Source organism: Ruegeria sp. CF2 (assembly GCF_056537385.1).
The window spans coordinates 209,975-231,567 of the sequence record NZ_JBQFRL010000003.1 but is presented as its reverse complement, the minus strand read 5'-3'; the positions used below and the strand labels follow the sequence as shown (position 1 = coordinate 231,567).

The 21,593-nt window shown below is 63.0% G+C and carries 22 protein-coding genes; 17 read left to right on the top strand and 5 right to left on the bottom strand.

The features are described from left to right. Positions 1–30: 30 nt before the first annotated feature. On the bottom strand, positions 31–1,125 hold the full coding sequence (locus ACR0IR_RS14895; RefSeq protein ID WP_170365722.1) for a CaiB/BaiF CoA transferase family protein: 1,095 nt from the start codon (positions 1,123–1,125) through the stop codon (positions 31–33). 185 nt (positions 1,126–1,310) lie between these two features. On the opposite strand from ACR0IR_RS14895, the gene ACR0IR_RS14890 reads away from it, so the two are divergent. The 8 genes from ACR0IR_RS14890 (at position 1,311) to uvrC (ending at position 9,961) form a co-directional block, all read left to right on the top strand. Beyond that, the gene (locus tag ACR0IR_RS14890) at positions 1,311–2,585 is read left to right on the top strand and encodes a TAXI family TRAP transporter solute-binding subunit (RefSeq protein ID WP_170365519.1); all 1,275 of its coding nucleotides are present in this window, start codon (positions 1,311–1,313) and stop codon (positions 2,583–2,585) included. Positions 2,586–2,669: 84 nt separating this feature from the next. Continuing rightward, complete coding sequence (locus ACR0IR_RS14885) at positions 2,670–3,194, top strand: SRPBCC family protein (protein WP_170365518.1); 525 nt, start codon at positions 2,670–2,672, stop codon at positions 3,192–3,194. Between the two features lie 91 nt (positions 3,195–3,285). After that, positions 3,286–4,215: an ABC transporter ATP-binding protein gene (locus tag ACR0IR_RS14880; protein WP_170343068.1), complete on the top strand. Its 930-nt coding sequence runs from the start codon at positions 3,286–3,288 to the stop codon at positions 4,213–4,215. Then, on the top strand, positions 4,212–4,973 hold the full coding sequence (locus ACR0IR_RS14875; RefSeq protein ID WP_093963579.1) for an ABC transporter permease: 762 nt from the start codon (positions 4,212–4,214) through the stop codon (positions 4,971–4,973). The genes ACR0IR_RS14880 and ACR0IR_RS14875 overlap by 4 nt, the downstream gene beginning before the upstream one ends. A 104-nt stretch (positions 4,974–5,077) precedes the next feature. Further along, positions 5,078–5,875: a S49 family peptidase gene (locus ACR0IR_RS14870; RefSeq protein ID WP_170365516.1), complete on the top strand. Its 798-nt coding sequence runs from the start codon at positions 5,078–5,080 to the stop codon at positions 5,873–5,875. A gap of 168 nt (positions 5,876–6,043) precedes the next feature. Then, complete coding sequence (locus ACR0IR_RS14865; RefSeq protein ID WP_170365514.1) at positions 6,044–6,994, top strand: calcium/sodium antiporter; 951 nt, start codon at positions 6,044–6,046, stop codon at positions 6,992–6,994. Between the two features lie 22 nt (positions 6,995–7,016). Further along, positions 7,017–7,796 (top strand): SDR family oxidoreductase, encoded by a 780-nt coding sequence (locus tag ACR0IR_RS14860; protein WP_170342348.1) that lies wholly within the window; start codon positions 7,017–7,019, stop codon positions 7,794–7,796. Positions 7,797–8,086: 290 nt separating this feature from the next. Further along, positions 8,087–9,961: an excinuclease ABC subunit UvrC gene (gene uvrC / locus ACR0IR_RS14855; RefSeq protein ID WP_170365512.1), complete on the top strand. Its 1,875-nt coding sequence runs from the start codon at positions 8,087–8,089 to the stop codon at positions 9,959–9,961. Here uvrC and ACR0IR_RS14850 read toward each other — a convergent pair. After that, the gene (locus ACR0IR_RS14850; protein ID WP_170365510.1) at positions 9,946–10,845 is read right to left on the bottom strand and encodes a DMT family transporter; all 900 of its coding nucleotides are present in this window, start codon (positions 10,843–10,845) and stop codon (positions 9,946–9,948) included. The two genes, uvrC and ACR0IR_RS14850, sit on opposite strands and share 16 nt — an antisense overlap. A 191-nt stretch (positions 10,846–11,036) precedes the next feature. Here ACR0IR_RS14850 and pgsA point away from each other — a divergent pair, with 191 nt between their 5' ends. The 3 genes from pgsA to ACR0IR_RS14835 are packed head-to-tail and all read left to right on the top strand — an operon-like array spanning position 11,037 to position 12,402. Beyond that, positions 11,037–11,705 (top strand): CDP-diacylglycerol--glycerol-3-phosphate 3-phosphatidyltransferase, encoded by a 669-nt coding sequence (gene pgsA, locus ACR0IR_RS14845; RefSeq protein ID WP_170342342.1) that lies wholly within the window; start codon positions 11,037–11,039, stop codon positions 11,703–11,705. 3 nt (positions 11,706–11,708) lie between these two features. After that, positions 11,709–11,954, top strand: coding sequence for a molybdopterin converting factor subunit 1 (gene moaD, locus ACR0IR_RS14840; RefSeq protein WP_170359984.1), 246 nt, complete (start codon positions 11,709–11,711; stop codon positions 11,952–11,954). A 4-nt stretch (positions 11,955–11,958) separates the two neighbouring features. Beyond that, complete coding sequence (locus tag ACR0IR_RS14835; protein ID WP_170365508.1) at positions 11,959–12,402, top strand: molybdenum cofactor biosynthesis protein MoaE; 444 nt, start codon at positions 11,959–11,961, stop codon at positions 12,400–12,402. A gap of 4 nt (positions 12,403–12,406) precedes the next feature. Here ACR0IR_RS14835 and ACR0IR_RS14830 read toward each other — a convergent pair whose 3' ends face one another. From ACR0IR_RS14830 to ubiA, 3 genes are all read right to left on the bottom strand, one after another. Continuing rightward, entirely contained in the window at positions 12,407–12,727 is a 321-nt protein-coding gene (locus ACR0IR_RS14830; protein ID WP_093963571.1) for a hypothetical protein, read from the bottom strand. A gap of 1 nt (position 12,728) precedes the next feature. Next, a complete protein-coding gene (locus ACR0IR_RS14825; RefSeq protein WP_170365506.1) occupies positions 12,729–14,648 on the bottom strand; it encodes an OmpA family protein in 1,920 nt (639 codons plus the stop codon). 65 nt (positions 14,649–14,713) lie between these two features. Then, the gene (gene ubiA, locus ACR0IR_RS14820) at positions 14,714–15,676 is read right to left on the bottom strand and encodes a 4-hydroxybenzoate octaprenyltransferase (protein WP_170359989.1); all 963 of its coding nucleotides are present in this window, start codon (positions 15,674–15,676) and stop codon (positions 14,714–14,716) included. 12 nt (positions 15,677–15,688) lie between these two features. Here ubiA and ACR0IR_RS14815 point away from each other — a divergent pair, with 12 nt between their 5' ends. The 6 genes from ACR0IR_RS14815 to pheS all read left to right on the top strand — a co-directional run bounded on the left by ACR0IR_RS14815 (position 15,689) and on the right by pheS (position 21,561). Further along, the gene (locus tag ACR0IR_RS14815) at positions 15,689–16,414 is read left to right on the top strand and encodes a 16S rRNA (uracil(1498)-N(3))-methyltransferase (protein ID WP_170365504.1); all 726 of its coding nucleotides are present in this window, start codon (positions 15,689–15,691) and stop codon (positions 16,412–16,414) included. Beyond that, the gene (locus tag ACR0IR_RS14810) at positions 16,414–17,262 is read left to right on the top strand and encodes a GNAT family N-acetyltransferase (protein WP_170365502.1); all 849 of its coding nucleotides are present in this window, start codon (positions 16,414–16,416) and stop codon (positions 17,260–17,262) included. The genes ACR0IR_RS14815 and ACR0IR_RS14810 overlap by 1 nt, the downstream gene beginning before the upstream one ends. Continuing rightward, complete coding sequence (locus tag ACR0IR_RS14805; protein ID WP_170343048.1) at positions 17,259–17,786, top strand: hypothetical protein; 528 nt, start codon at positions 17,259–17,261, stop codon at positions 17,784–17,786. Before ACR0IR_RS14810 ends, ACR0IR_RS14805 begins: the two co-directional genes overlap by 4 nt. Before the next feature lie 77 nt (positions 17,787–17,863). After that, positions 17,864–19,234, top strand: coding sequence for a glutamate--cysteine ligase (locus tag ACR0IR_RS14800; RefSeq protein ID WP_170343046.1), 1,371 nt, complete (start codon positions 17,864–17,866; stop codon positions 19,232–19,234). Positions 19,235–19,346: 112 nt separating this feature from the next. Continuing rightward, positions 19,347–20,414 (top strand): Hint domain-containing protein, encoded by a 1,068-nt coding sequence (locus ACR0IR_RS14795; protein ID WP_170365501.1) that lies wholly within the window; start codon positions 19,347–19,349, stop codon positions 20,412–20,414. 73 nt (positions 20,415–20,487) lie between these two features. Then, the gene (gene pheS / locus ACR0IR_RS14790) at positions 20,488–21,561 is read left to right on the top strand and encodes a phenylalanine--tRNA ligase subunit alpha (protein WP_170365499.1); all 1,074 of its coding nucleotides are present in this window, start codon (positions 20,488–20,490) and stop codon (positions 21,559–21,561) included. The last annotated feature ends 32 nt before the right edge of the window (positions 21,562–21,593 follow it).

Here is a 21,593-nt window from a genome sequence, read left to right as displayed (position 1 = left end):
CTCTTGGCCGTTGGCCAGATGAAGGATTTGTCAGGTCTTTTTGAGAGCCTGAAGTTCGTTCCGAATTTCGGTCGTGTGTTGGCCGCGGGCCGGGCTGGGTTTCGGCTGCCATTGGTGGGTGGAGAAGCGCGGGGCGGCGGCGGCCTGCAGGGTGCCGTCTGTTTCTCGCCAGGTTCGGCGGGCGGTGTTCATCGGATGGGTTGCGGCCTCGTCGGGGCTGAGCACCGGGGCGACGCAGGCGTCTGAGCCTTCGAACAGTTTGGCCCAATGGTCGCGCGGTTTGGTTGCGAAGATTTCCGCCAGGCGCCGGGTCAGGTCTGGCCAGTGCGTGCTGTTGTATTGTCGCTGGAACGCCGAGTCTTGGGACAGGCCCAGGATTTCCAGGAATTGGGCGTAGAATTTCGGCTCGAGACATTGGACCGAAACAAAGCCGCCATCCGCGCAGGCGTAGGTACGGCTCCAATGCGGGCCGTCCAGCAGGCTCTGGCCGCGCGTGTCGGACAGGTTGCCGGTTTGGCGCAGGCTCATCAGCAGGTTCATCATATGCGCGGACCCGTCGTAGATGGCGGCGTCGACCACCGTGCCTGTGCCCGTTGTGCGCGCGTTCAGCAGCCCGGCCAGTATGCCGGTGACCAGATACATCGCGCCGCCGCCGATATCGCCGACCAGCGTGGCCGGGGTCATCGGTTCGCTGCCGGGTGGTGAGCCGTACCAGAGTGCCCCCGACAGCGCGATGTAGTTCAGATCATGTCCTGCGGTGTCGGCAAGCGGGCTGTCCTGGCCCCAGCCGGTCATGCGGCCATAGACCAGCGCCGGGTTCAGGGCGTGGCAGGTATCGGGCCCCAGGCCCAGCTTCTCCATCACGCCGGGGCGGAAGCCCTCGATCAAAGCATCGGCGGTTGCGATCAGGCGCCCGGCGGTTTCTAGGTCGCCGGGGTTCTTGAGGTCGAGCGCGATCGACCGCTTGCCCCGATCCAGCACGGATCGGTCCGGCATGCCGGGTGTGACGGCGCCCCCCTTGCGGTGGATGGTCACGACATCGGCCCCCAGATCCGCCAGCAGCATGGCGGCGAACGGGCCGGGGCCGAGCCCCTCGATTTCGACAACACGGATTCCGTTCAGCATGAGCAGCACTCCCTCGCGGCGATGCTGGCCGGGGCCCAGCAGGAATGCAAGACCGACCGGCAGCGACGCGGCGTCTGGCATCGGTCTGATCCGGAACGGGAAAAACCAGCAAACACATCGGAATACTTGCCAGCTTGGGGCCAGCGGCGTAGCGTGCTGTCCGGGGTGGATCAGCGAGGGGTAGGATGCGTCTTTGGATCACGATCAGTGTCGCCATGGTCTTGGCGGTTCTGGTGGCAATCATCCTTCTGCTGCACCCGCCCGGCGACCTGCGCATGGCAGCCGGACCGGCGGGTGGTGCCTATATCGAAGTGGCGCAGGACTATTCCGATATCCTTGCCGAGGACGACATTCGGCTCAAGATCGTCGAAACCGCAGGATCGGTCGAAAATGCGCGTATCCTGGAAGACGGGGCTGTGGATGTGGCCTTCTTGCAGGGCGGCATCGAAGTTGACCCGGATCGGGCGCAGGCCATCGGGACCGTGTTTTTCGAGCCGATGATTTTCATGGCGCGCGAGGATGCGTGGATTCCGCCCAATCCCGCGTTGTGGCGTGGGTTGAGCATCAACAGCGGTGCGCCCGGGTCCGGCACCGCAGACGCATTCCGCGACTTCGAGCGCGCGGTCGGGCTGGCCCAAGAGGATAACGTGCATGTTGCACTGCCCTATGACCAGGCGGCGGACGCCTTGTTGGACGGAACGTTGGACATCGCCGTCTTTGTCGCCCCGATCGAAGCTCCCTACCTGCTGGCCGCGTACGAGGTGCCGGGACTGAAGGTTCTGAACCTTGAACATGTCGAGGCGATTTCGCGTCGTTTGTCCTATGCCACTGTGGTGACCGTACCGACCGGAGGCATGTCGCTGAACCCGGTTCTACCGCCGCGCCCGGTTGATCTGATCGCTCTCGAGGCGCGACTGATCGTGCGGCCGGGACTGCATCCGGCGTTGGTCAACCGGCTGACGATGGCGGCGATCGCCCTGCACGAGGCTCAGGGCATCATCAATGACCCCGGAGCCTTTCCGGGGATCGAAGGGACCGCATTGCCCCTCAACAACACCGCACGGCAGTTGATACTTGAAGGGCCGTCCACTTGGCATGACTGGTTGCCTTATTGGGTGGCGGCGCAGGTCAATCGGGTTTTTCTTCTGTTCCTACCGTTCTTTTTCATCGTCCTTCCGCTGGTCCGGTTGTTGCCGCGCATCTACGCCTATTTCCAACGATGGCGTGTCTGGCAGCACTACCCGGAAATTCGTCTGATCGAACAGGACCTGGCCGACAACCCTTCCGCGGAAGACCTCGTGCGGATGCAAGGCCAGTTGCAGGTGCTGGACGAAAAGCTGGCGGACCTAAGGCTGCCAGCGGCCTACCGGCAAGGGCAGTATGATGCCCGTCTGCATCTGGAACTGGTGCAGAAACGGATTGCCGACATGCGGGCTCAGGATGCCGGGGGCGGCGGATAATGTGTGGAACACGGTTGCCGCAACGGCAGTTCGTGGATAGGTCTTTGGTCGAATACCAGGCAATTCAAAAAGGGGGGTGGTCCCATGCAAATGAGTGACACGCGTGAAATTCAGGCGGCGCCGTCCGATGTCTATGCGGCCCTGCTGGACCCCGAGGTGCTGAAAGCCTGTGTACCCGGTGCGCAAGAGGTCTCGGGCAATCCTACGGACGGTTACGAGGCGACCGTGGTGCAGAAGGTCGGGCCGGTAAAGGCCACGTTCAAAGGCACCGTCACGATGTCCGACATGGTTGAGGGTCAAAACCTGACCATCGCCGGTGAGGGCAAAGGCGGGGCTGCGGGTTTTGCAAAGGGCAGCGCCAGTGTCACGTTCAGCGCCAGTGACAGCGGTGGAACGGTTTTGGCCTATGACGTGGATGCCAAGGTTGGCGGCAAGCTCGCGCAGCTAGGCAGCCGTTTGATCGACGGCTTTGCCAAAAAGATGGCTGACCAGTTCTTCTCGAACCTTCAACAGCATTTCGAAGGCCCTGCGGCGCCGGAAGAGGGCGGCGAAGACACCCCCGAGGGTGAAAAGAAAGGCTGGCTGGGTCGCCTGACCGGCCGCGAGTGAAACCTGCGTTTGCGCGCAGAGGACTGTGCGAATTTGGTCTGTTCGGCAATCCTCTGGCGCGATACTGTCCCGGCCAGAACTGGGAAAACGCATGACGACAATTCTTTCGATCAAGGATCTGCGCAAAACCTATGCCGGCGGGTTCGAAGCGCTGAAAGGCGTATCGCTGGACATCGAAGAGGGCGAGATCCTGGCCCTGCTCGGCCCGAACGGGGCGGGAAAGACAACCCTGATCTCGACGGTTTGCGGGATTACCACGCCCACGTCTGGGACCGTCACAGTAGGGGGGCACGACATCCTCACGGACTTTCGTGCAGCCCGGCGCATGATCGGCCTCGTGCCGCAGGAAATTGCGCTGGAGCCGTTCGAGAAGGTCTGGAACACCGTACGGTTTTCGCGCGGTCTGTTCGGCTATGGGCAGGACAGCGCGCGGATCGAGGAGATCCTGCGCAAGCTGTCGCTGTGGGACAAGCGCAAGAACGCGATCAAGGAACTGTCGGGCGGCATGAAGCGGCGGGTGCTAATCGCCAAGGCGCTGGCGCACGAGCCGCGGGTGCTGTTTCTGGATGAACCCACCGCCGGTGTGGATGTCGAACTGCGCAAGGACATGTGGGCCATCGTCGACGAGTTGAAGGCTGCCGGTGTCACCATCATCCTGACCACCCACTACATCGAAGAGGCCGAAGCCATCGCCGACCGGATCGGTGTGATCGACAAGGGCGAACTGATGCTGGTGCAGGACAAAAACACCTTGATGGCGCAGATGGGCAAGAAGCAGATCGAGGTCATGCTGACCCGCACGATCTCGGACATTCCCGGCAGTCTGGCCCACCACAATCTGGTGCTGAACGGGCAGGGCGATGCGCTGATCTATACCTATGACACCAATGCCGATCGCACTGGCATCACCACTTTGCTGAATGACGTGGCCGAGGCGGGGCTGGTGTTGCGTGACGTTCAGACCCGGCAATCGAGCCTGGAAGAGATTTTCGTCAACCTCGTGTCCGGAGATGCCGCATGAACTGGTCCGCCATCGCCGCCATCTACCGGTTCGAAATGGCCCGGTTCTTCCGCACCCTCGCGCAGAGCTTTCTGTCACCGGTTCTGTCGACCTCGCTGTACTTCGTGGTGTTTGGCACTGCCATCGGCAGTCGCATCCAGGAGGTCGAGGGCGTCTCCTACGGCGCCTTCATCGTGCCGGGGCTGATCATGCTGTCGGTGGTGATGCTGTCGATCTCGAACGCGTCCTTTGGCATCTATTTCCCCAAGTTCCTGGGCACGATCTACGAACTGCTCTCGGCTCCGGTGAATTTCATCGAGATCGTGATCGGCTATGTGGGCGCCGCCGCGACCAAGGCGTTGTTCGTGGGATTGGTGATCCTGACCACCGCCACGTTCTTCGTGGACATCCGCATCGAGCACCCCTTCGCGATGGCCGCCTTTCTGATCCTGTCCTGCCTCAGCTTTTCCCTGCTGGGCTTCATCATCGGGATCTGGGCCAGCAATTTCGAACAGATGTCGTTGGTACCGCAGCTGGTTGTGACGCCTCTGATCTTTCTGGGCGGCACGTTCTACTCGATTTCGATGCTGCCGCCGGTGTGGCAGACGATCTCGTTGTTCAACCCGGTGGTCTATTTGATCTCGGGCTTTCGCTGGTCGTTTTACGGGCTTTCGGACGTGCCCATTCTGCTTAGCCTTCTGGCGATCCTGGCCTTTACCGGCTTTTGCCTGGCGGTCATCGGTTGGATCTTCAAAACCGGGTGGCGCATCCGGAGCTAGGGCGTTGCATTTTTGCCGTGGCTGAACAGGATTTTGGTTCACGTCACGTTCATGGCAGGTGGGGTCCCTTGTTTAAGGGGCGGACGCACTCTACATCGGCACCCATGAAACTCAGCCTGCCGTTTCTCAACAAGCAGCCAACCGTGGCTGTCGTTCGCCTGTCCGGAGCCATTGGAATGGCTGGCCGAGCCTCGCTGAACGATGCCTCTTTGGCGCCGGTTCTGGAAAAAGCCTTCCGCAAGGGAAAACCTGCCGCCGTCGCGCTCGAGATTAATTCGCCGGGCGGATCGCCGGTGCAAAGCTCGCTGATCGGTGCGCGGATCCGGCGGTTGGCCGACGAGTTCAAGGTGCCAGTCCATGCTTTTGTCGAGGATGTGGCGGCGTCGGGTGGTTATTGGCTTGCGGCTTCGGCGGACGAGATCTGGGCCGATGACAGCTCGGTTCTGGGGTCGATCGGGGTCATCTCTTCGGGGTTCGGAGCCCATGTGTTTCTGGCCCGGCAAGGGATCGAGCGGCGCGTGCACACCGCCGGGAAATCCAAATCGATGCTGGACCCGTTCTCTCCGGAGAAAGAAGAGGATGTCGCGCGTCTCAAGGGGCTGTTGGAGGACATCCACCAGAATTTCATTGCCTATGTGAAAGCTCGGCGCGGCAGTCGTCTGGACGAGGCCGCCGATCTGTTTACCGGTGAAATCTGGCTGGCGCGGCGTGCGCATGAACTTGGGCTGATCGACGGCATCGCGCATCTCAAGCCAAAGATGCAGGAAGTGTTTGGCGACAAGGTCAAATTCCGGCGCTACGGGTTGCGCCGACCGATCTGGTCGCGGTTCGGAACGGACATGGCGCAGGATGCCATTTCCCTGCTTGAGGAGCGCGCGGCCTACGCGCGCTTTGGTATGTGACGTGATCGTCAAGGTCGTCATTCTGTTTCTGGTTGCCATGGGGGTCCTGGCGATGTTCGGAAAGCTGCGCTTTCCCGGTCAACAGCGATTGAATTCCGCGAAATGTCCGCGCTGCGGTCGGTTCCGGATCGGCAAGGGCCCCTGCACATGTGAGCAAGGAGGGCGTCGATGACGGCCTGGCTGCTTTCCGGTCTTGGCTTGTTGATCCTGCTGTTGGCCGGTGACGCGCTGGTGCGGGGTGCGGTGAATCTCAGCCTGCGTCTGGGTGTTCCTGCCTTGATCGTCAGCCTGACGATCGTGGCCTTCGGCACCTCGGCGCCTGAGCTTCTGATTGCCATCAAGGCCATCGAGGAAAATGCGCCCGGTATCGCGCTGGGCAATGTCGTCGGTTCGAACACGGCCAACATCCTTCTGGTCTTGGGTTTGCCGGCCTTGCTGGCAACGATCCACAGCAGCGAATGCAACACGCGCAGAAACTACATCTTCATGTTGCTGGCCTCGGTTCTGTTCATCGGTTTGGCCTTTTGCGGGGAATTCAACCTGTTCAGCGGGGCAATCCTGCTGGCGGGATTGGCTCTGATCCTGCTCAACGCCTTCCGAGAAGCGCACGCGCATCGCAACTCCTGCTCGGAAGAGCAGGACCTGGAAGCGCTGGAAGAGGCCGACCCGGACATGCCGTACTGGAAGGTGTCGCTGTATCTGGTGCTGGGGCTGATTGGCCTGCCGATGGGCGCGCATCTGCTGGTCGACAACGCGACCATCATTGCGCGGACCTACGGGGTCAGTGAAACGGTGATCGGGCTGACGCTGGTCGCGGTCGGAACCTCGCTTCCCGAACTGGCGACCACCGTCATGGCCGCGTTGCGCCGGCAGGCCGATGTTGCTCTGGGCAACGTCATCGGTTCGAACATGTTCAACCTTCTGGGCATTGTCGGTATCGCCACGCTGTTCGGGCGCATCCCCGTGGACCCCGAATTCCTGCAATTCGATCTTTGGGTCATGCTGGGCTCGTCCCTGCTGCTGATCCCGTTTGTTTTCTTCAAGCAAGACATCACCCGGGTCTGGGGGTTCATCTTGACGCTGCTTTACGTCACATACGTCGTGATCCTGTTGGCCTGATCTGACTGAAAGGAGCCCCTACATGACCCGAGCACTGGTGACCGGCGCCGGCATTCGACTGGGGCGGGCCATGGCGTTGTACCTGGCGAAACGTGGCATGGATGTTGCCGTACACCACGCAACCTCGGGCGCAGCCGCCGCCGAGACCGTGTCCGAGATCCAGTCGATGGGCCGCAATGCCGTGGCGCTGCAGGCCGATCTGCTGGACGAGGATCAGGTGCAGACCCTTTTGCCGCGCGCGGCCGAGGCGCTGGGCGGTCCGATCACCTGTCTGGTCAACAATGCGTCGATCTTCGAATACGACAACATCCGCACTGCCACCCGGCAAAGCTGGGATCGCCACATGGACAGCAACCTGCGCGCGCCCTTCGTGCTGACGCAGGCCATGGCAAGTCAGGGTCTGGAACCCGAGATGGATGAGAATGACGAACCCGTCGCGACCGGCTTGATCGTGAATATGGTCGATATGCGGGTGCGCAAACTGACGCCTGAGTTCATGTCCTACACCATCGCCAAGATGGGGCTATGGGCATTGACCCGGACGGCGGCCCAGGCACTGACGCCGGCCATTCGCGTCAATGCCATTGGGCCGGGTCCAACCCTGCAGGGACATCGGCAAAGTCCCCAGCACTTCAAGACCCAACGCGAAAACACGGTCTTGGAACGCGGTGCAAACCCGTCGGATATCAACGCGGCCCTTGGGTATTTTCTGGACGCGCATGCGGTCACGGGCCAGCTTTTGTGCGTTGATGGCGGCCAGCATCTGGGCTGGCAAACGCCTGATGTAGTGGGCCTTGAATAGGTATTGCCCCTGCAAGTTTTGCACCGCTCTCGATCCTGTTACAGGTTCGTTACAAAAATGTCTTTTTTTTCATATACTTGTAAAACGAGAATAAAAATATCGTTTAGAATCAGTATTTTAAAATTGTGCCTATTTATTGTGCAACGCAGTGAAAACACAAGGATTCAAGGAAAAATCACGGTGCAGGGAAAGTTGTCCGCACAGTTATCCACAATAATCGTGGATTTGTTTTCTCTTGATCTGAGGCGCGCAAGATTGCAGCCACGGTCAGAGAATCGTATCTCTCTCTCATGACCGCCGACAGCGCCCCTCAATCCCAGCCTCAGCCGACCGGCTATGCCTGCATCCAGAAATACGTGAAGACGCTGGACAGTTCGCCGGGTGTCTATCGGATGCTGGATGCGGACAGCCGGGTTCTGTATGTCGGCAAGGCGCGCAACCTGCGGGCCCGGGTGTCGAACTACACCCGTCCGGGACATTCCGGCCGGATCGAGCGGATGATCGCCTCGACCGCGTCGATGATGTTCCTGACCACTCGGACCGAGACCGAGGCGCTGCTGCTGGAGCAGAACCTGATCAAGCAGCTCAAGCCCAAGTACAACGTGCTGCTGCGCGACGACAAAAGCTTTCCCAACATTCTGGTGGCCAAGGACCATCCATTTCCGCAGATCAAGAAGCATCGTGGGGCCAAGAAAGACAAAGGTGCCTATTTCGGCCCCTTCGCCAGTGCGGGCGCGGTGAACCGCACGCTGAACCAGCTGCAGAAGGCGTTTCTGCTGCGTAACTGCTCGGATTCGATGTTCGACAGCCGCACCCGGCCCTGCCTGCTCTACCAGATCAAGCGCTGCTCGGGTCCGTGCGTGGGTATGATTTCGCAGGCCGACTATGCCGAAAGCGTGCGCGATGCCGAGCGGTTCCTGTCCGGCCGCTCGACCCGAATCCAGGAGGAACTGGCCGCGCAAATGCAGGAAGCCTCGGACGCGATGGAGTTCGAGCGCGCCGCCGCCCTGCGCGACCGGATCCGCGCGCTGACGCAGGTGCAGACGGCGCAGGGCATCAACCCGCGCGGGGTGGCCGAAGCGGATGTGATCGGCCTCTACATGGACAGCGGTCAGGCCTGCGTTCAGGTGTTCTTCATCCGCGCCAACCAGAACTGGGGCAACCGCGATTTCTATCCGCGGGTCGGGCCCGACGTCTCGCCGGCCGAGGTGATGGAGGCCTTTCTGGGCCAGTTCTATGACAACAAGGAACCGCCGCGCCAACTGATCCTGTCGGACGCGATCGAGAACGCCGACCTGATGCAGCAAGCCCTGTCGGAAAAGGTCGGCCGCAAGGTCGAGATATTGGTGCCGCAGCGGGGCGAAAAGCTCGAGCTGGTCTCGGGCGCGCTGCGCAACGCGCGCGAGGCGCTGGCGCGCCGCATGTCGGAAAGCGCGACGCAGGCCAAGCTGCTGCGCGGCCTGGCCGAGGCCTTCGATCTGGACGCGCCGCCGAACCGGATCGAGGTCTATGACAACTCGCATATCCAGGGCACCAACGCGGTTGGCGCGATGATCGTGGCCGGGCCCGAAGGGTTCATGAAGAACGCCTATCGCAAGTTCAACATCCGGGGAGACGACCTGACGCCGGGCGACGATTTCGGCATGATGAAAGAGGTGCTGACCCGACGCTTTACCCGCCTTCTGAAAGAGGACCCCGACCGCGACAAGGGTCTGTGGCCCGACCTGTTGCTGATCGATGGGGGTGCGGGGCAGGTGAGCGCCGTGCACGAGATCATGCAGGCGCACGGGGTCGAGGACGTCCCGATGGTCGGTGTCGCCAAGGGCGTCGATCGGGACCACGGCAAGGAAGAGTTCCACCGCATCGGCCAGCGCCCCTTTGCCCTGAAGCGCAACGACCCGGTGCTGTATTTCATTCAGCGGCTACGGGACGAGGCGCACCGCTTTGCCATCGGTACCCACCGCGCCAAACGCGCCAAGGCGATGGGGGCGACGCCGCTCGATGAAATCCCCGGCGTGGGCGCGGCCCGCAAACGGGCGCTATTGGCGCATTTCGGCAGCGCCAAGGCGGTCAGCCGCGCCAATCTGGCGGATCTGAAGGCCGTGGACGGGATCTCGGCCGGTCTGGCGCAGAAGGTCTATGATTTCTTTCACGAAAAGGGCTGAGGCCGCTGGCGCCCGCGCCACAGGATGTAAAGCCCCGAGGCCACGATCAGCGCGCTGCCCAGCCACATGGTCTGGTCCAGATGCTCGTCGAATATCAGTACGCCCAGCCCGATGCCGAACAGAAGGCGGGTATAGCGAAACGGAGTTACGGCCGACACTTCACCCGTCCGCATGGCCAGCATCAGCGAGGCATAGGCCACCGCGCCCATCACCACGGCTCCGGCCAGATGCAGGGCGGTGCGGGTGTCCACCGGCACCGCGGCGGCGCCCTCGTAAGCCCGGTACAGACCACCTGCGACGACAATTGACAGAAAGCCATAATACCCAAGTACGGTGGTGCCCAGCGTGGCCGGTGCGGCGCGGCTGGCCAGATCGCGGCCGGCAAAGCCCAGCATTCCCAGCACCGCAAGAATGGACAGGGCCGAGAAACTGTCTCCGGTCGGCTGGATGATGATCACCACTCCGATCAGTCCGACCAGAATGGCACTCCAGCGCCGCCAGCCGACGGTTTCCCCGAAAAACAGCGCGGCACCCGCCACCACGACCAGCGGCGTGGCCTGCAGGATCACTGTGGCCGAGGACAGCGGCGTCAGGGCGATGGCCAGCACATAGAACAGGCGGCCGAAGACTTCGAACAGCACTCGGATCTTCATCGGCTTGGACAGGACATCGGGGTGCAGCAACCGCCGCCCCTGAATCAACGCGACCCCGGCGAAAATCAACGCCCCGCCCAGTCCGAACAGCACCAGAACCTGCCAGATGGGCAGCACCTTGGCGGCACTTTTCAACAGCGCGTCCTCCAGGGCGAACCCGGCCATGGCCGCGATCATCCAGGCGCTGCCGATCAGATTGGCGCGCGCATCGGTTCTGATATGTGAGGTCACGGGGCGGATCTTTCCTGATGTGCCGATACCCGCGCAACCTGACCCGTTCTTCGCGCCGCGCCAAGGGGGAAACGGTCGTCGATCCTCCGCCTGCGACGGTCTGACCTGTCGTGGTCCAAACACCTGTGTTCTTGGCAGTTTTTTATTGTGCCGTCTTTTCTGTTCCCGGCCATGGTTGTAGGGTCCAGCGCATGAAGTGGAACCTGCCGAATATTCTGACTTTGCTGCGCCTACTGGCCGCGCCCGGCCTGGCGGTGATGTTTCTGTATTTCACACGGCCCTACGCGGATTGGTTCGCGCTGATCCTGTTCCTGTCGGCGGCCATAACTGATTGGTTCGACGGCTATCTGGCGCGCGCGTGGAAGCAGGAAACCAAGATGGGTGCAATGCTGGACCCGATCGCCGACAAGGCGATGGTGGTGATCGCGCTGATGATCCTGGTCGGCTATTCGACTGAGCACTGGACGCCCTGGCTGGTGCTGCCCGCCACCGTGATCCTGTTCCGCGAGGTTTTCGTCTCGGGCCTGCGCGAGTATCTGGGCGACGTGGCCGGAACGCTAAAGGTTACCAAGTTGGCCAAATGGAAGACGACCGCGCAGATGGTGGCGATCGCCGTGCTGTTTTCGCAGGGCATATTCGAGCACTATTTCGTCATGTCCACCTTCGGCATGGATGCCGCGCTGATCGACCAGATCCTGTCGGGCCAGGTCGAGGACATCTCGGGCCTGCAATGGAAGCTGGATGGCATGTTCTGGTCGGGCCGCATCGGCTTGTGGCTGCTGTGGATTGCGGCGACGCTGACATTGATCACCGGCTACGACTACCTACGTAAAGCTATGCCCCATCTGAAGGAGGGCTGACGCATGGATGTCCTGTATTTCGCCTGGGTCCGCGAGCGGATCGGCGTGCCGAAGGAAAAGGTCGAAACCACTGCGGCCACGGTCTCCGATCTGGTGGCGGAACTCAGCGCCCGCGAAGACCGCTATGCCGCGGCCTTTGCCGACATCTCCGCCCTGCGGGTCGCGCTGGATCAGGAGCTGTCGGATTTCGACGCGCCGCTGGCCGGCGTCCGCGAAGTGGCCTTTTTCCCGCCCATGACCGGCGGATAAGGCAATGCGGATCTCCGTCCAGCAAGAGCCGTTCGATCTTGGGGCCGAGGCCAATGCCTTTGCCGCAGGTGACACGGCCAATGGCGCCATCGTCACCTTTACCGGTGTCGTGCGAGATCTGGAGCAGACCGATCTGGCCTGCATGGAGATCGAGCATTATCCCGGCATGACCGAACGCGCCATCGCCAAGATCGCCGAGGAAGCCAAAAACCGTTGGTCTCTGGGCGATGTTCTGGTGATCCATCGCCATGGGCGGCTGGCCCCAGGTGACCGGATCATGATGGTCGCAACGGCGGCCCCGCACCGCAAAGATGCGTTCGAGGCCGCTGAATACCTGATGGATTACCTGAAATCCCGCGCCCCGTTCTGGAAAAAGGAAATCACAGGTTCGGGCGCGGAGTGGGTTGCCGCCAAGGACGAGGATGAGGACGCGCTGTCGCGCTGGTAGGCGCTCAGTCGGCGTTGTTGATCCGGCCGCGCAATTCCTCGGCTTCCTGGCGGGCGGCGCGCAGCCCGTCCATGGCCGCGGCCAGCTCGGCCTCGGTTTGGGTCAGCTGGTTGGTCAGCTCGGCCTCGCGCTGCTGCAGATAGGTGATCGCCTGATCACGGGTTTCCTCGGCCTCGTGCAGCTCCTGGCTCATGCGGTCCAGATCAGCCACGTCGGATTGGCGCACGCGCGACAGGCGGTGCACCAGCCAGTTGGCGAACCAGCCCATGCAGAAGGCGGCGAACAGGATGACGGCGGTGGCGATGATGAATTCGGTTCTGTTCAACTTACTGGTCCCCTGCATCCGTTTCGGATGCTTCTTCTTCTGTTGGCGCAGGTTCGGTTGCGCTTGTCTGGGTCTCCAATGCTTCCAGACCGGTTTCCTGATTGGCGACCGCCTCGGGCCGGATCAGCCGGAATTCGATGCGCCGGTTTTTCTCGCGCCCGTCTTCGGTGTCATTGTCTGCAATCGGCTGCGTCTCACCATATCCTGCGGCCGAGTAGCTTTTGGTCGGCACCCGACGGGCGCGCAATTCGTTCAGGATGGACTGGGCGCGTGACTGGCTCAGTTGCTGGTTCATCTCTTCACGGCCCTGGCTGTCGGTATGACCCTGGATTTCAATCCGGATCGGTCCACATTCGCGCAGGATCTCGGCAATCTGGTTCAGACTGTCGCGGGACTCTGATGAAACCGTAGCCGACCCGGGCTCGAACGTGATTTTGCGGGTTTCCTGAACCTCGGCGATGCGACTTTCGCACTGCTCGGGGTCTGGCAGCGCGTCTTCGGGTTCGGGCGGGGGCTGATAGGTGATCGACAGGTCAAAGTCCTGCGCATCGCCCAGCTTGTCGGACAGCAGGCCCGCGATCTGTGCCTTGGCGTCCTCATCGTGGCTGACGCCTGTCAACTCGACCTTGTCAGGCGTTACGGTCAGCACGCCGTTGTTCAGCCAGGACAGGGATTCCAGCCCCGCCAGAACGCGCACGGGCCAGTCCTGCGGCATCTGGTCGACTACGCGGGCGGCACTGTGAACCTGATCGGATCCGAAGGCAGCCCGGGCATAGCTGTCGATCATGTCGCGCTGCAAATCGTCGCCCAGACGGCCGCGCAGTTGTACCAGACCTTCCGGGCTGCGGGTGGCGGTGAATTCCACAGGTCCGGCTTGTTCGTTGTTTTCTGGTTCGGGCAGAACCGCGTGCAGGGCGAACACTTCGGGCAGCGCATTTTCCAACTCGCCCACGACCTTGTCGAAGGTGGCCGGGCTGGTGTTCGGTTCAGCAATCAGCGTGATGTCGGCATCCGACATCGTGACCGACCCTTGCCCGATCTCGGACAGAGCCCGGATACTCAGTTCAGCGGCCTGCGCCCATCGGGGCGATGGCACACCCAAGCCGATCGTGCAGGTATAGGGCCCTGAAAGCCCGGCATCCTGCGCGGCGGCAACAATGGTGTCGCGCGCCTTTTCATCCTGTGCCGAACAGGCGTCGAACTGGCCGCCTTCCTCCGAAATCAGGTAGCGCAGGGTGAACGGAGTGATCACCGGGCGCGGTGCCGAAATCGCCAGACCGATGCGCAAGCTGGGCGGCGCGGCGCGTGTCAGCTCTTGTTCCAGCCGTTCTTTTTCCTGCTGGCTGTCGGCGATGGCAGTGATCTTGACCAGGTCGGGGCTGGCGGAAATCTTGGCTCGCGGCAGCTTGGACAGGGCAAGGATGGCATAGGAAATCGCGTCGTCCCAGCCTTTGGGTTTCTTGTAGTCTGCGGTTTCCAGCAGGTCCGACACCCGCGCCTGCGGGTCCAGCTTCTGCAGCCGGTCCATCAGAGCGTCGCGATCCACGCTGGCGGGAACCAACCCGATCACGGAAATGCCGCTGTCGTTCCGAAGAATTTCAGCCGAGAATTTGGGCGGAGTCAGGTCAGCCGTCGGGGCAATGTCCATCTCATCGATCACCCGAGAGGTGTCGACCTGTGTACCGGCCGCGGTCAGCGCATTGAATCGCGTGGCCTCGTCCGGGGCAGTACCGGTCAGCACAACACGCAGCCCATCCGCCTGCACTTCGGCCCACTCATGGCCCTGCATGCTCAGTGCATTTCGAACGGCAGTTTCCGAGGTTTCTTCGATCTTGGTCACCGCGAATCCGGCGGCCAGCAGACAGACCCCCGCCGACACGACAAAGATCAGGGCTGATGTCAGGAAATACGGCAAGCGCATGAGCGGTTTCTTATCTCCTCGGGCCATTGGGCGGGACTCTTACAGGCACCGGTGCCGAGGTGCAATCAGAGGAGCAATGCGACGCAAAGGAAGATGAGCGGAATAAGGCCGGTGTCCCGGTTGGCGCGAAACAGCTGCAGCAGTTTCGCGTTGTCTTCGATGTCCAGCCCGCGCAGTTGCCACGCCATGTGCCACCCCATTGCCCAAGGTCCACCGATGGCCACGACCAGCGCCAGCACGCTGGAATTGGGCAGCGCGGCCTCGACGATGGCAAGCCCCATCAGCGCCACGGTCGCCACAAGGAAATACTTCAGCCATTTCGCGGTGTCGGTCCCGAACAGACGCGCGGTGGACTTGATGCCGATCAGCTCGTCATCCTCGGCGTCCTGGTGGGCATAGATAGTGTCGTAGAACAGCGTCCAGGCGATGCCGGACAGGTACAGCAGGATCGCGGGCCATTCGACCGTGCCGCGATGCGCCGCCCAGGCCAGCAGGGCGCCCCAGTTGAAGGCCAGCCCCAGAAACACCTGCGGCCACCAGGTGAAGCGCTTGGCATAGGGATAGATCGTCACCGGCAGCAGCGACAGGACGCCCATCGCGATGGCCGCCTGGTTGAAGGTCAGCAGGATCGCCAGCGCCAGAAGGCACTGTAGGCCCATCCAGATCACCGCCTGCCGAACGCTGACCTGACCCGAGGGGATGGGCCGCGAGCGCGTACGGGCGACCTGCGCGTCGAACTTGCGGTCGGTGATGTCATTCCAGGTGCAACCAGCGCCACGCATCAGAAAGGCCCCGGCCGCGCACCCAACGGCAATCCACAGATCGCCCCAGCGCGGCTGACCGTCATGCAGGATCGCCAGCGCCAGGCCCCACCAGCACGGAATCAGCAGCAGCCACGTCCCGATCGGCCGGTCCGCGCGCGACAGCCGCAGATAGGGGCGGGCAAAGGCCGGGGCGCGGGTATCGACCCAGTTGCCGGTAACGGCGTCGGCGACCTGACCGTCTGGTGTTGGGGCATTGCCTTGCATATGTAGGGTCTCATGAGTGCGAAGATCAGGCTGTATGTAGATCACCCTTTGGGTGCGGGGCAATCGGTTCCTTTGACGCGCGAGCAGGCCCATTACCTGTTCGGCGTGATGCGTCTGGCCGTGGGCGGGCAGGTGGCCCTGTTCAACGGCCGCGATGGCGAGTGGCTGGCGGAGGTGGCCGAGTGGGGCAAGCGAGGCGGTGTTCTGAGCTGTCTTGAACAGACCCGGCCACTGCAACTGCCGCCGGACCTGTGGCTGCTATTTGCTCCGATCAAGAAGGCGCGGACCGATTTCATCGTCGAAAAGGCGGCCGAGATGGGGGCCGCCAAGATCATACCGGTGCAGACTGCCTTCACCAATTCCGAACGCATCCGCCAGGACCGGCTGCAGGCCCATGCGGTCGAGGCGGCCGAGCAATGCGGCGGCACCTTCGTGCCCGAGGTCTGCGACCTGCAGCGGCTGGACAAGCTGTTGGACAACTGGCCCGACGACCGCCAGCTGATGTTCTGCGACGAGGCCGAGGCCGGATCGGCCCTGCGCCTGGCCGCGCAGGACAAGGGCCTGCCGTGGGCCATCCTTATCGGCCCCGAGGGCGGGTTCTCCGATACCGAGCGCCAGCGGCTGAAAGATCTGCTGTTCACGCATGTGGTCAGCCTGGGGCCGCGCATCCTGCGAGCCGATACGGCGGCGGTCGCCGCGATGACCCTGTGGCAACAGGCGCTGGGGGATTGGTCCTGATGTGGCGGTTGGCGCAGCAACAGGACGTTCCGGCGATCGAACGGTTTCTTCTGGACCATGTGCAAAGCTCGATGTTCGCGCTGGCCAACCTGCGAGTGTTCGGCCTGAACGCACCTGCACCGCGCGGGATGAGCATGTGGATGCTGGGCGACCCGCTGCGCGACGTGTTCGGCATCACCAACGAAGGCATGATCCTGCCGCAATGCCCGGATCTGCCCGAGGCCGGCCTGGCCGAGGCATCGGACCTGATCCGGGGCCGCACGGTCATAGGATTGGCGGGCGAGGCTACGCAAGCCCGCCGGTTTCTGCGACAGGCCGGATGGCAGGACCGCGCAGCGCATCTGAATCGGGATGAGCCCTCCTTTGCTCTGGACCTGCGCGACCTGATCGTTCCGCAAGCGGATGGCGCAAGGCTGGTGCCGCTGTCGGATGGCGACCGGAGCCTGTTGATCCGCTGGCGCGAGGCCTATCACCTGGAATCTTTGGGCACCGACCCGGGCATGGCCCGCGCGGCTGCGCAGAAGGACATCGACGGATATATTCAGCGCGACTCGCACCGGCTGCTGATGGTCGACGACCAGCCCGTCAGCATGACGGGCTTCAATGCCACGCTGCCCGAGATCGTCCAGATCGGCGGCGTGTTCACCCCGCCTGCGCTGCGTGGTCGGGCCTATGCCCGCACCGCCGTCGCCCTGCATCTGGCCGAGGCGCGGGCCGCCGGAGTGCGCAAGGCCGTTCTGTTCGCGGCTTCAAACGCCGCCGTGCGTGCTTATGTTGCTATTGGGTTTGCCCCTGCCGGGACCTTTTCACTGGTCCTGTTCAGCGATCAGATGGAGGCCGCGTCATGAGTTTCATCCGACCCGAAGCCAAACTGGCCCTGTGGCGCTGGCGCGAGGTGCTGGCCGCCGGGTTCGTTCTGATCCTTGGCCTCAGCTGGATCGGCGGCCCGGGCGGGTTGCTGGGCTGGCTGGGCTGGGTGCTTGTGCTGGTCTCGGTCGCGCTGGCCGTGATCGGCGTACAGCGCGCGCGGTTCCGGCTGGGCGCGGGCGGGCCGGGCGTGGTGTCGGTGGATGAGGGGCAGATCGCCTACCTGGGGCCGCTGGACGGCGGCATCGTCGCCACCCGCGAAATCGAGAGCCTGACTCTGGACCCTACCGCCAGCCCCGCGCATTGGGTGCTGCAGCAGCCCGGCCAGCCGCCGCTTCACATTCCCGTGAATGCCGAGGGTGCCGAGGCGCTGTTCGACGTGTTCTCGGCCCTGCCGGGGCTGCGGACCGAGCGGATGCTGTCGGAACTCAAGGGCGGGGCGTCGCATCCGGTGGTCATCTGGGAACGCCATCCCTCGCGCCCGGCACACATCCGGTTGAACTGACGGTGCATTGACACCGGGGGAGATTGCGACCACCACTGACCCCCACGACTCGACACTTCAGGATCGGAGCACGGTTCATGTCCATTCCTCAGTCCGGCGGCGGGCCGATCGAACGCCACGAACAACTGGCCGAATACCTGGCCGATGGCTGCAAACCCAAAAGCGAATGGCGCATCGGGACCGAGCACGAGAAATTCGGCTATTGCAAGGACACGCTGAAGCCGCTGCCCTATGAAGGCGAACGCTCGATCCTGGCGGTACTGCAGGGGCTGCGCGACGGGCATGGCTGGACCCCCGTGGAAGAGGCGGGCAAGCTGATCGGGCTGGAAAAGGACGGGGCCAACGTCTCACTGGAACCGGGCGGGCAGCTGGAGCTGTCAGGCGCGCCACTGGAGACCATCCACGAGACCTGCGACGAGGTGAACGCGCATCTGCGCGACGTGAAGGACATTGCCGACAAGATCGGCGTAGGCTTCATCGGGCTGGGCGCCGCGCCGATCTGGAAGCACGAGGACATGCCGCTGATGCCCAAGGGCCGGTATGTCCTGATGAACGACTACATGGAAAAGGTCGGCGACATGGGCCGCGCCATGATGCGCCGGACCTGCACGGTGCAGGTCAACATTGATTTCGGGTCCGAGGCGGACATGGTGCAGAAGCTGCGCGTGGCGCTGGCCCTGCAACCGGTGGCGACCGCGCTGTTTGCCAACTCGCCCTTCTTCGAGGGCAAGCCCAATGGCCACAAAAGCTGGCGCAGCTACATCTGGCGGCATCTGGATGACGCGCGCACCGGCATGCTGCCCTTCGTGTTCGAGGACGGCTTCGGGTTCGAGCGCTACGTGGAATATGCCTTGGATGTGCCGATGTACTTCGTCTATCGCGACGGCAAATATATCGATGCGCTGGGCATGTCGTTCCGCGATTTTCTGCAGGGCAAGCTGCCCGCGCTGCCGGGCGAGACGCCGACGCTTTCGGATTGGGCCGATCACCTGACCACCGCTTTCCCCGAGGCGCGGATCAAGAAATTCATGGAAATGCGCGGGGCCGACGGCGGCCCGTGGCGCCGTCTGTGCGCGCTGCCCGCCTTCTGGGTGGGGCTGACCTATGACCAGTCCGCGCTGGATGCCGCATGGGATCTGGTCAAAGGCTGGGACGCCGAAACCCGCGAGGGGCTGCGCGTCGCCGCGGCCCGGGACGGGCTGCAGGCGCAGGTCGGCGGCATCAACATGCACGATCTGGCGCGCGAGGTGGTGGCCATCGCCGATTCCGGCCTGAAGGCGCGGGCGCGGCCGGGTGCGGGTGGTCTCGTCCCGGACGAGACGCATTTCCTGAACGCGCTTAAGGAAAGCATCCAGTCCGGCAAGGTGCCGGCCGATGAACTGCTCGAGCATTATCACGGCGACTGGCAGGGCGATCTGACGCGGATCTACCCCGAATACAGCTACTGACCGCGACCTGTTGCAATTAGGGGCCTGTTAGCCACATTCCCGGATCGCGCCTTGTTCGGCGGCGGCGTTTGCGCGATACATTCGGGTCAGGTTTTCCGGTCGTGGTGCTTTCATGGCGCGTATCAGTGAGTTGCATTATTCCAATGCCTATGCCGCGAATTCGGGCGTGTCCGAATTCCTGGAGGTGTCCCTTCGCCCCGGCGAAGACCCGGCGGATTTCACCGTGTCCTTCTATCAGGCGAACGGGCAGGTCGGGATCGAGATCCCACTCAACGATCCCTCCGTTCAGGTCACCGTCGACCCCGACAACAACGAGATCGTCTATGTCATCTCGGCCGATGATTTCCCGATCTTCCTGACCGATCCGGATGGTGGCGGCCCAACCAATTACGAAGCCTATGCGCTGACCAACACCGCCACGGGTGAGGTAATAGATTTCTACGACATCGGTGGCGGCACGCAGAACATCGTCGCGGTCGATGGGTTGGCGGCCGGGGAAACCTCGGTCAACCTGCCGGTGCTGGTCGGGCCGAACCAGACCACGACGACCCTGCAGTTCAATCAACCCGATCCTGACACGCTGACCTATGGCCCCTTGTCGCCCGGGGATACCGGGGCCGCCTGTTTCACGGCCGGAACCCTGGTGGATACCCCCGAGGGGCCGCGCCGGATCGAGACGCTGCAGCCCGGCGATACGGTCCTGACCGTCGATGACGGCCCCTGCCGGGTGCGCTGGATCGGCGGCCGCACGGTGCGCGGCGTGGGTCGTTTCGCGCCGGTGCGCATCCGCGCGGGTGTTCTGGGCGCCAAGACAGACATTCTGGTCTCGCCCCAGCACCGCATTCTGGTCGGAGGCTGGCAAGCCCAGCTTCTGTTCGGCGAGGATGAGGTTCTGGTCCCCGCCAAATCGCTGGTCAACGGCAATACCGTCACCGTGCAGCCCTGTGACATTGTCCGCTATGTCCACCTGTTCTTCGACCGGCACCAGCTGGTCACCACTTCAGGTCTTGTGTCCGAGAGCTTCTTTCCGGGGCAGGAGGCGCTCTCGGGGCTGGAGCAGGAGGCCGCGCGCGAACTGTTTGCGCTGTTCCCCGAACTGCAGACCCATCCGCAGGGCTATGGCCCCACGATCCGCCCGGTTCGGTGTGATCGACAGGCAGCGGTTCTGCGCGCGACCTGATCGCGCGGCCCGGCCCTCTTGCTTTCGCGCGCTGCTGTGATAGCAGGACAGCAACAGAATTCAGGGGACCGTCATGGACGATCTTAAGGCAAAATACCTGGGTCAGATCGCTGACGCAGGCGACGAAAGCACGCTGGAAGCGATCCGCGTGGCCGCGGTGGGCAAAAAGGGCGAAGTGGCGCTGAAGATGCGCGAACTGGGCAAGATGACGCCCGAGGAACGCCAGGTCGCCGGCCCCGCGCTGAACGCGCTGAAGGACGAGATCAATTCGGCGCTGGCCGCCAAGAAGGCCGCATTGGCCGATGCCGCGCTGGACGAACGTCTGCGGACCGAGTGGCTGGACGTGACCCTGCCCGCGCGCCCGCGCCGCCAAGGCTCGATCCACCCGGTCAGCCAGGCGACCGAGGAACTGACCGCGATCTTTGCCGAACTGGGCTTTTCCGTCGCCGAAGGTCCGCGGATCGAGACAGATTGGTACAATTTCGACGCGCTGAACATCCCCGGCCACCATCCCGCGCGGGCCGAGATGGACACGTTCTACATGCACCGCGCGCCGGGCGACAATCGCCCGCCGCATGTGCTGCGCACCCATACCTCGCCGGTTCAGATCCGCTCGATGGAAAAGCAGGGCGCGCCGATCCGCGTGATCTGCCCGGGCGGCGTCTATCGCGCCGACTATGACCAGACCCACACGCCGATGTTCCACCAGGTCGAAGGCTTGGCCATCGACGAGGACATCTCGATGGCGAACCTGAAATGGGTTCTGGAGGAATTCGTCAAGGCGTTCTTCGAGGTCGACGACGTCGAACTGCGCTTCCGCGCCTCACACTTCCCGTTCACGGAACCCTCGGCCGAGGTCGATATCCGCTGCTCCTGGGAAGGCGGCCAGCTGAAGATCGGCGAGGGCGACGACTGGATGGAGATTCTGGGCTCCGGCATGGTCCACCCCAAGGTGATCGCCGCCGGCGGGATCGACCCCGAGGTCTATCAGGGCTTTGCCTTCGGCATCGGTATCGACCGTCTGGCGATGCTGAAATACGGCATTCCGGACCTTAGGGCGTTCTTTGATTCCGACTTGCGCTGGCTGCGCCACTATGGGTTTGCGGCGCTGGACATGCCCAACCTGCATGGTGGCTTGTCACGATGAAATAGCGTGGGGCTTGCCCTGCTGCCCAAGAG

Bases quoted from the DNA above. Each gene is read 5' to 3' on its own strand.
- uvrC (WP_170365512.1), top strand. From the start codon at position 8,087: ATGACCGCCGACAGCGCCCCTCAATCCCAGCCTCAGCCGACCGGCTAT.
- ACR0IR_RS14860 (WP_170342348.1), top strand. From the start codon at position 7,017: ATGACCCGAGCACTGGTGACCGGCGCCGGCATTCGACTGGGGCGGGCC.
- ACR0IR_RS14885 (WP_170365518.1), top strand. From the start codon at position 2,670: ATGCAAATGAGTGACACGCGTGAAATTCAGGCGGCGCCGTCCGATGTC.
- ACR0IR_RS14795 (WP_170365501.1), top strand. From the start codon at position 19,347: ATGGCGCGTATCAGTGAGTTGCATTATTCCAATGCCTATGCCGCGAAT.
- ACR0IR_RS14870 (WP_170365516.1), top strand. From the start codon at position 5,078: ATGAAACTCAGCCTGCCGTTTCTCAACAAGCAGCCAACCGTGGCTGTC.
- ACR0IR_RS14880 (WP_170343068.1), top strand. From the start codon at position 3,286: ATGACGACAATTCTTTCGATCAAGGATCTGCGCAAAACCTATGCCGGC.
- ACR0IR_RS14805 (WP_170343048.1), top strand. From the start codon at position 17,259: ATGAGTTTCATCCGACCCGAAGCCAAACTGGCCCTGTGGCGCTGGCGC.
- ACR0IR_RS14865 (WP_170365514.1), top strand. From the start codon at position 6,044: ATGACGGCCTGGCTGCTTTCCGGTCTTGGCTTGTTGATCCTGCTGTTG.
- ubiA (WP_170359989.1), bottom strand. From the start codon at position 15,676: ATGCAAGGCAATGCCCCAACACCAGACGGTCAGGTCGCCGACGCCGTT.
- ACR0IR_RS14825 (WP_170365506.1), bottom strand. From the start codon at position 14,648: ATGCGCTTGCCGTATTTCCTGACATCAGCCCTGATCTTTGTCGTGTCG.
- ACR0IR_RS14890 (WP_170365519.1), top strand. From the start codon at position 1,311: ATGCGTCTTTGGATCACGATCAGTGTCGCCATGGTCTTGGCGGTTCTG.
- ACR0IR_RS14815 (WP_170365504.1), top strand. From the start codon at position 15,689: ATGAGTGCGAAGATCAGGCTGTATGTAGATCACCCTTTGGGTGCGGGG.
- ACR0IR_RS14800 (WP_170343046.1), top strand. From the start codon at position 17,864: ATGTCCATTCCTCAGTCCGGCGGCGGGCCGATCGAACGCCACGAACAA.
- pheS (WP_170365499.1), top strand. From the start codon at position 20,488: ATGGACGATCTTAAGGCAAAATACCTGGGTCAGATCGCTGACGCAGGC.
- ACR0IR_RS14835 (WP_170365508.1), top strand. From the start codon at position 11,959: ATGCGGATCTCCGTCCAGCAAGAGCCGTTCGATCTTGGGGCCGAGGCC.
- ACR0IR_RS14875 (WP_093963579.1), top strand. From the start codon at position 4,212: ATGAACTGGTCCGCCATCGCCGCCATCTACCGGTTCGAAATGGCCCGG.
- pgsA (WP_170342342.1), top strand. From the start codon at position 11,037: ATGAAGTGGAACCTGCCGAATATTCTGACTTTGCTGCGCCTACTGGCC.
- moaD (WP_170359984.1), top strand. From the start codon at position 11,709: ATGGATGTCCTGTATTTCGCCTGGGTCCGCGAGCGGATCGGCGTGCCG.
- ACR0IR_RS14810 (WP_170365502.1), top strand. From the start codon at position 16,414: ATGTGGCGGTTGGCGCAGCAACAGGACGTTCCGGCGATCGAACGGTTT.
- ACR0IR_RS14895 (WP_170365722.1), bottom strand. From the start codon at position 1,125: ATGCTGAACGGAATCCGTGTTGTCGAAATCGAGGGGCTCGGCCCCGGC.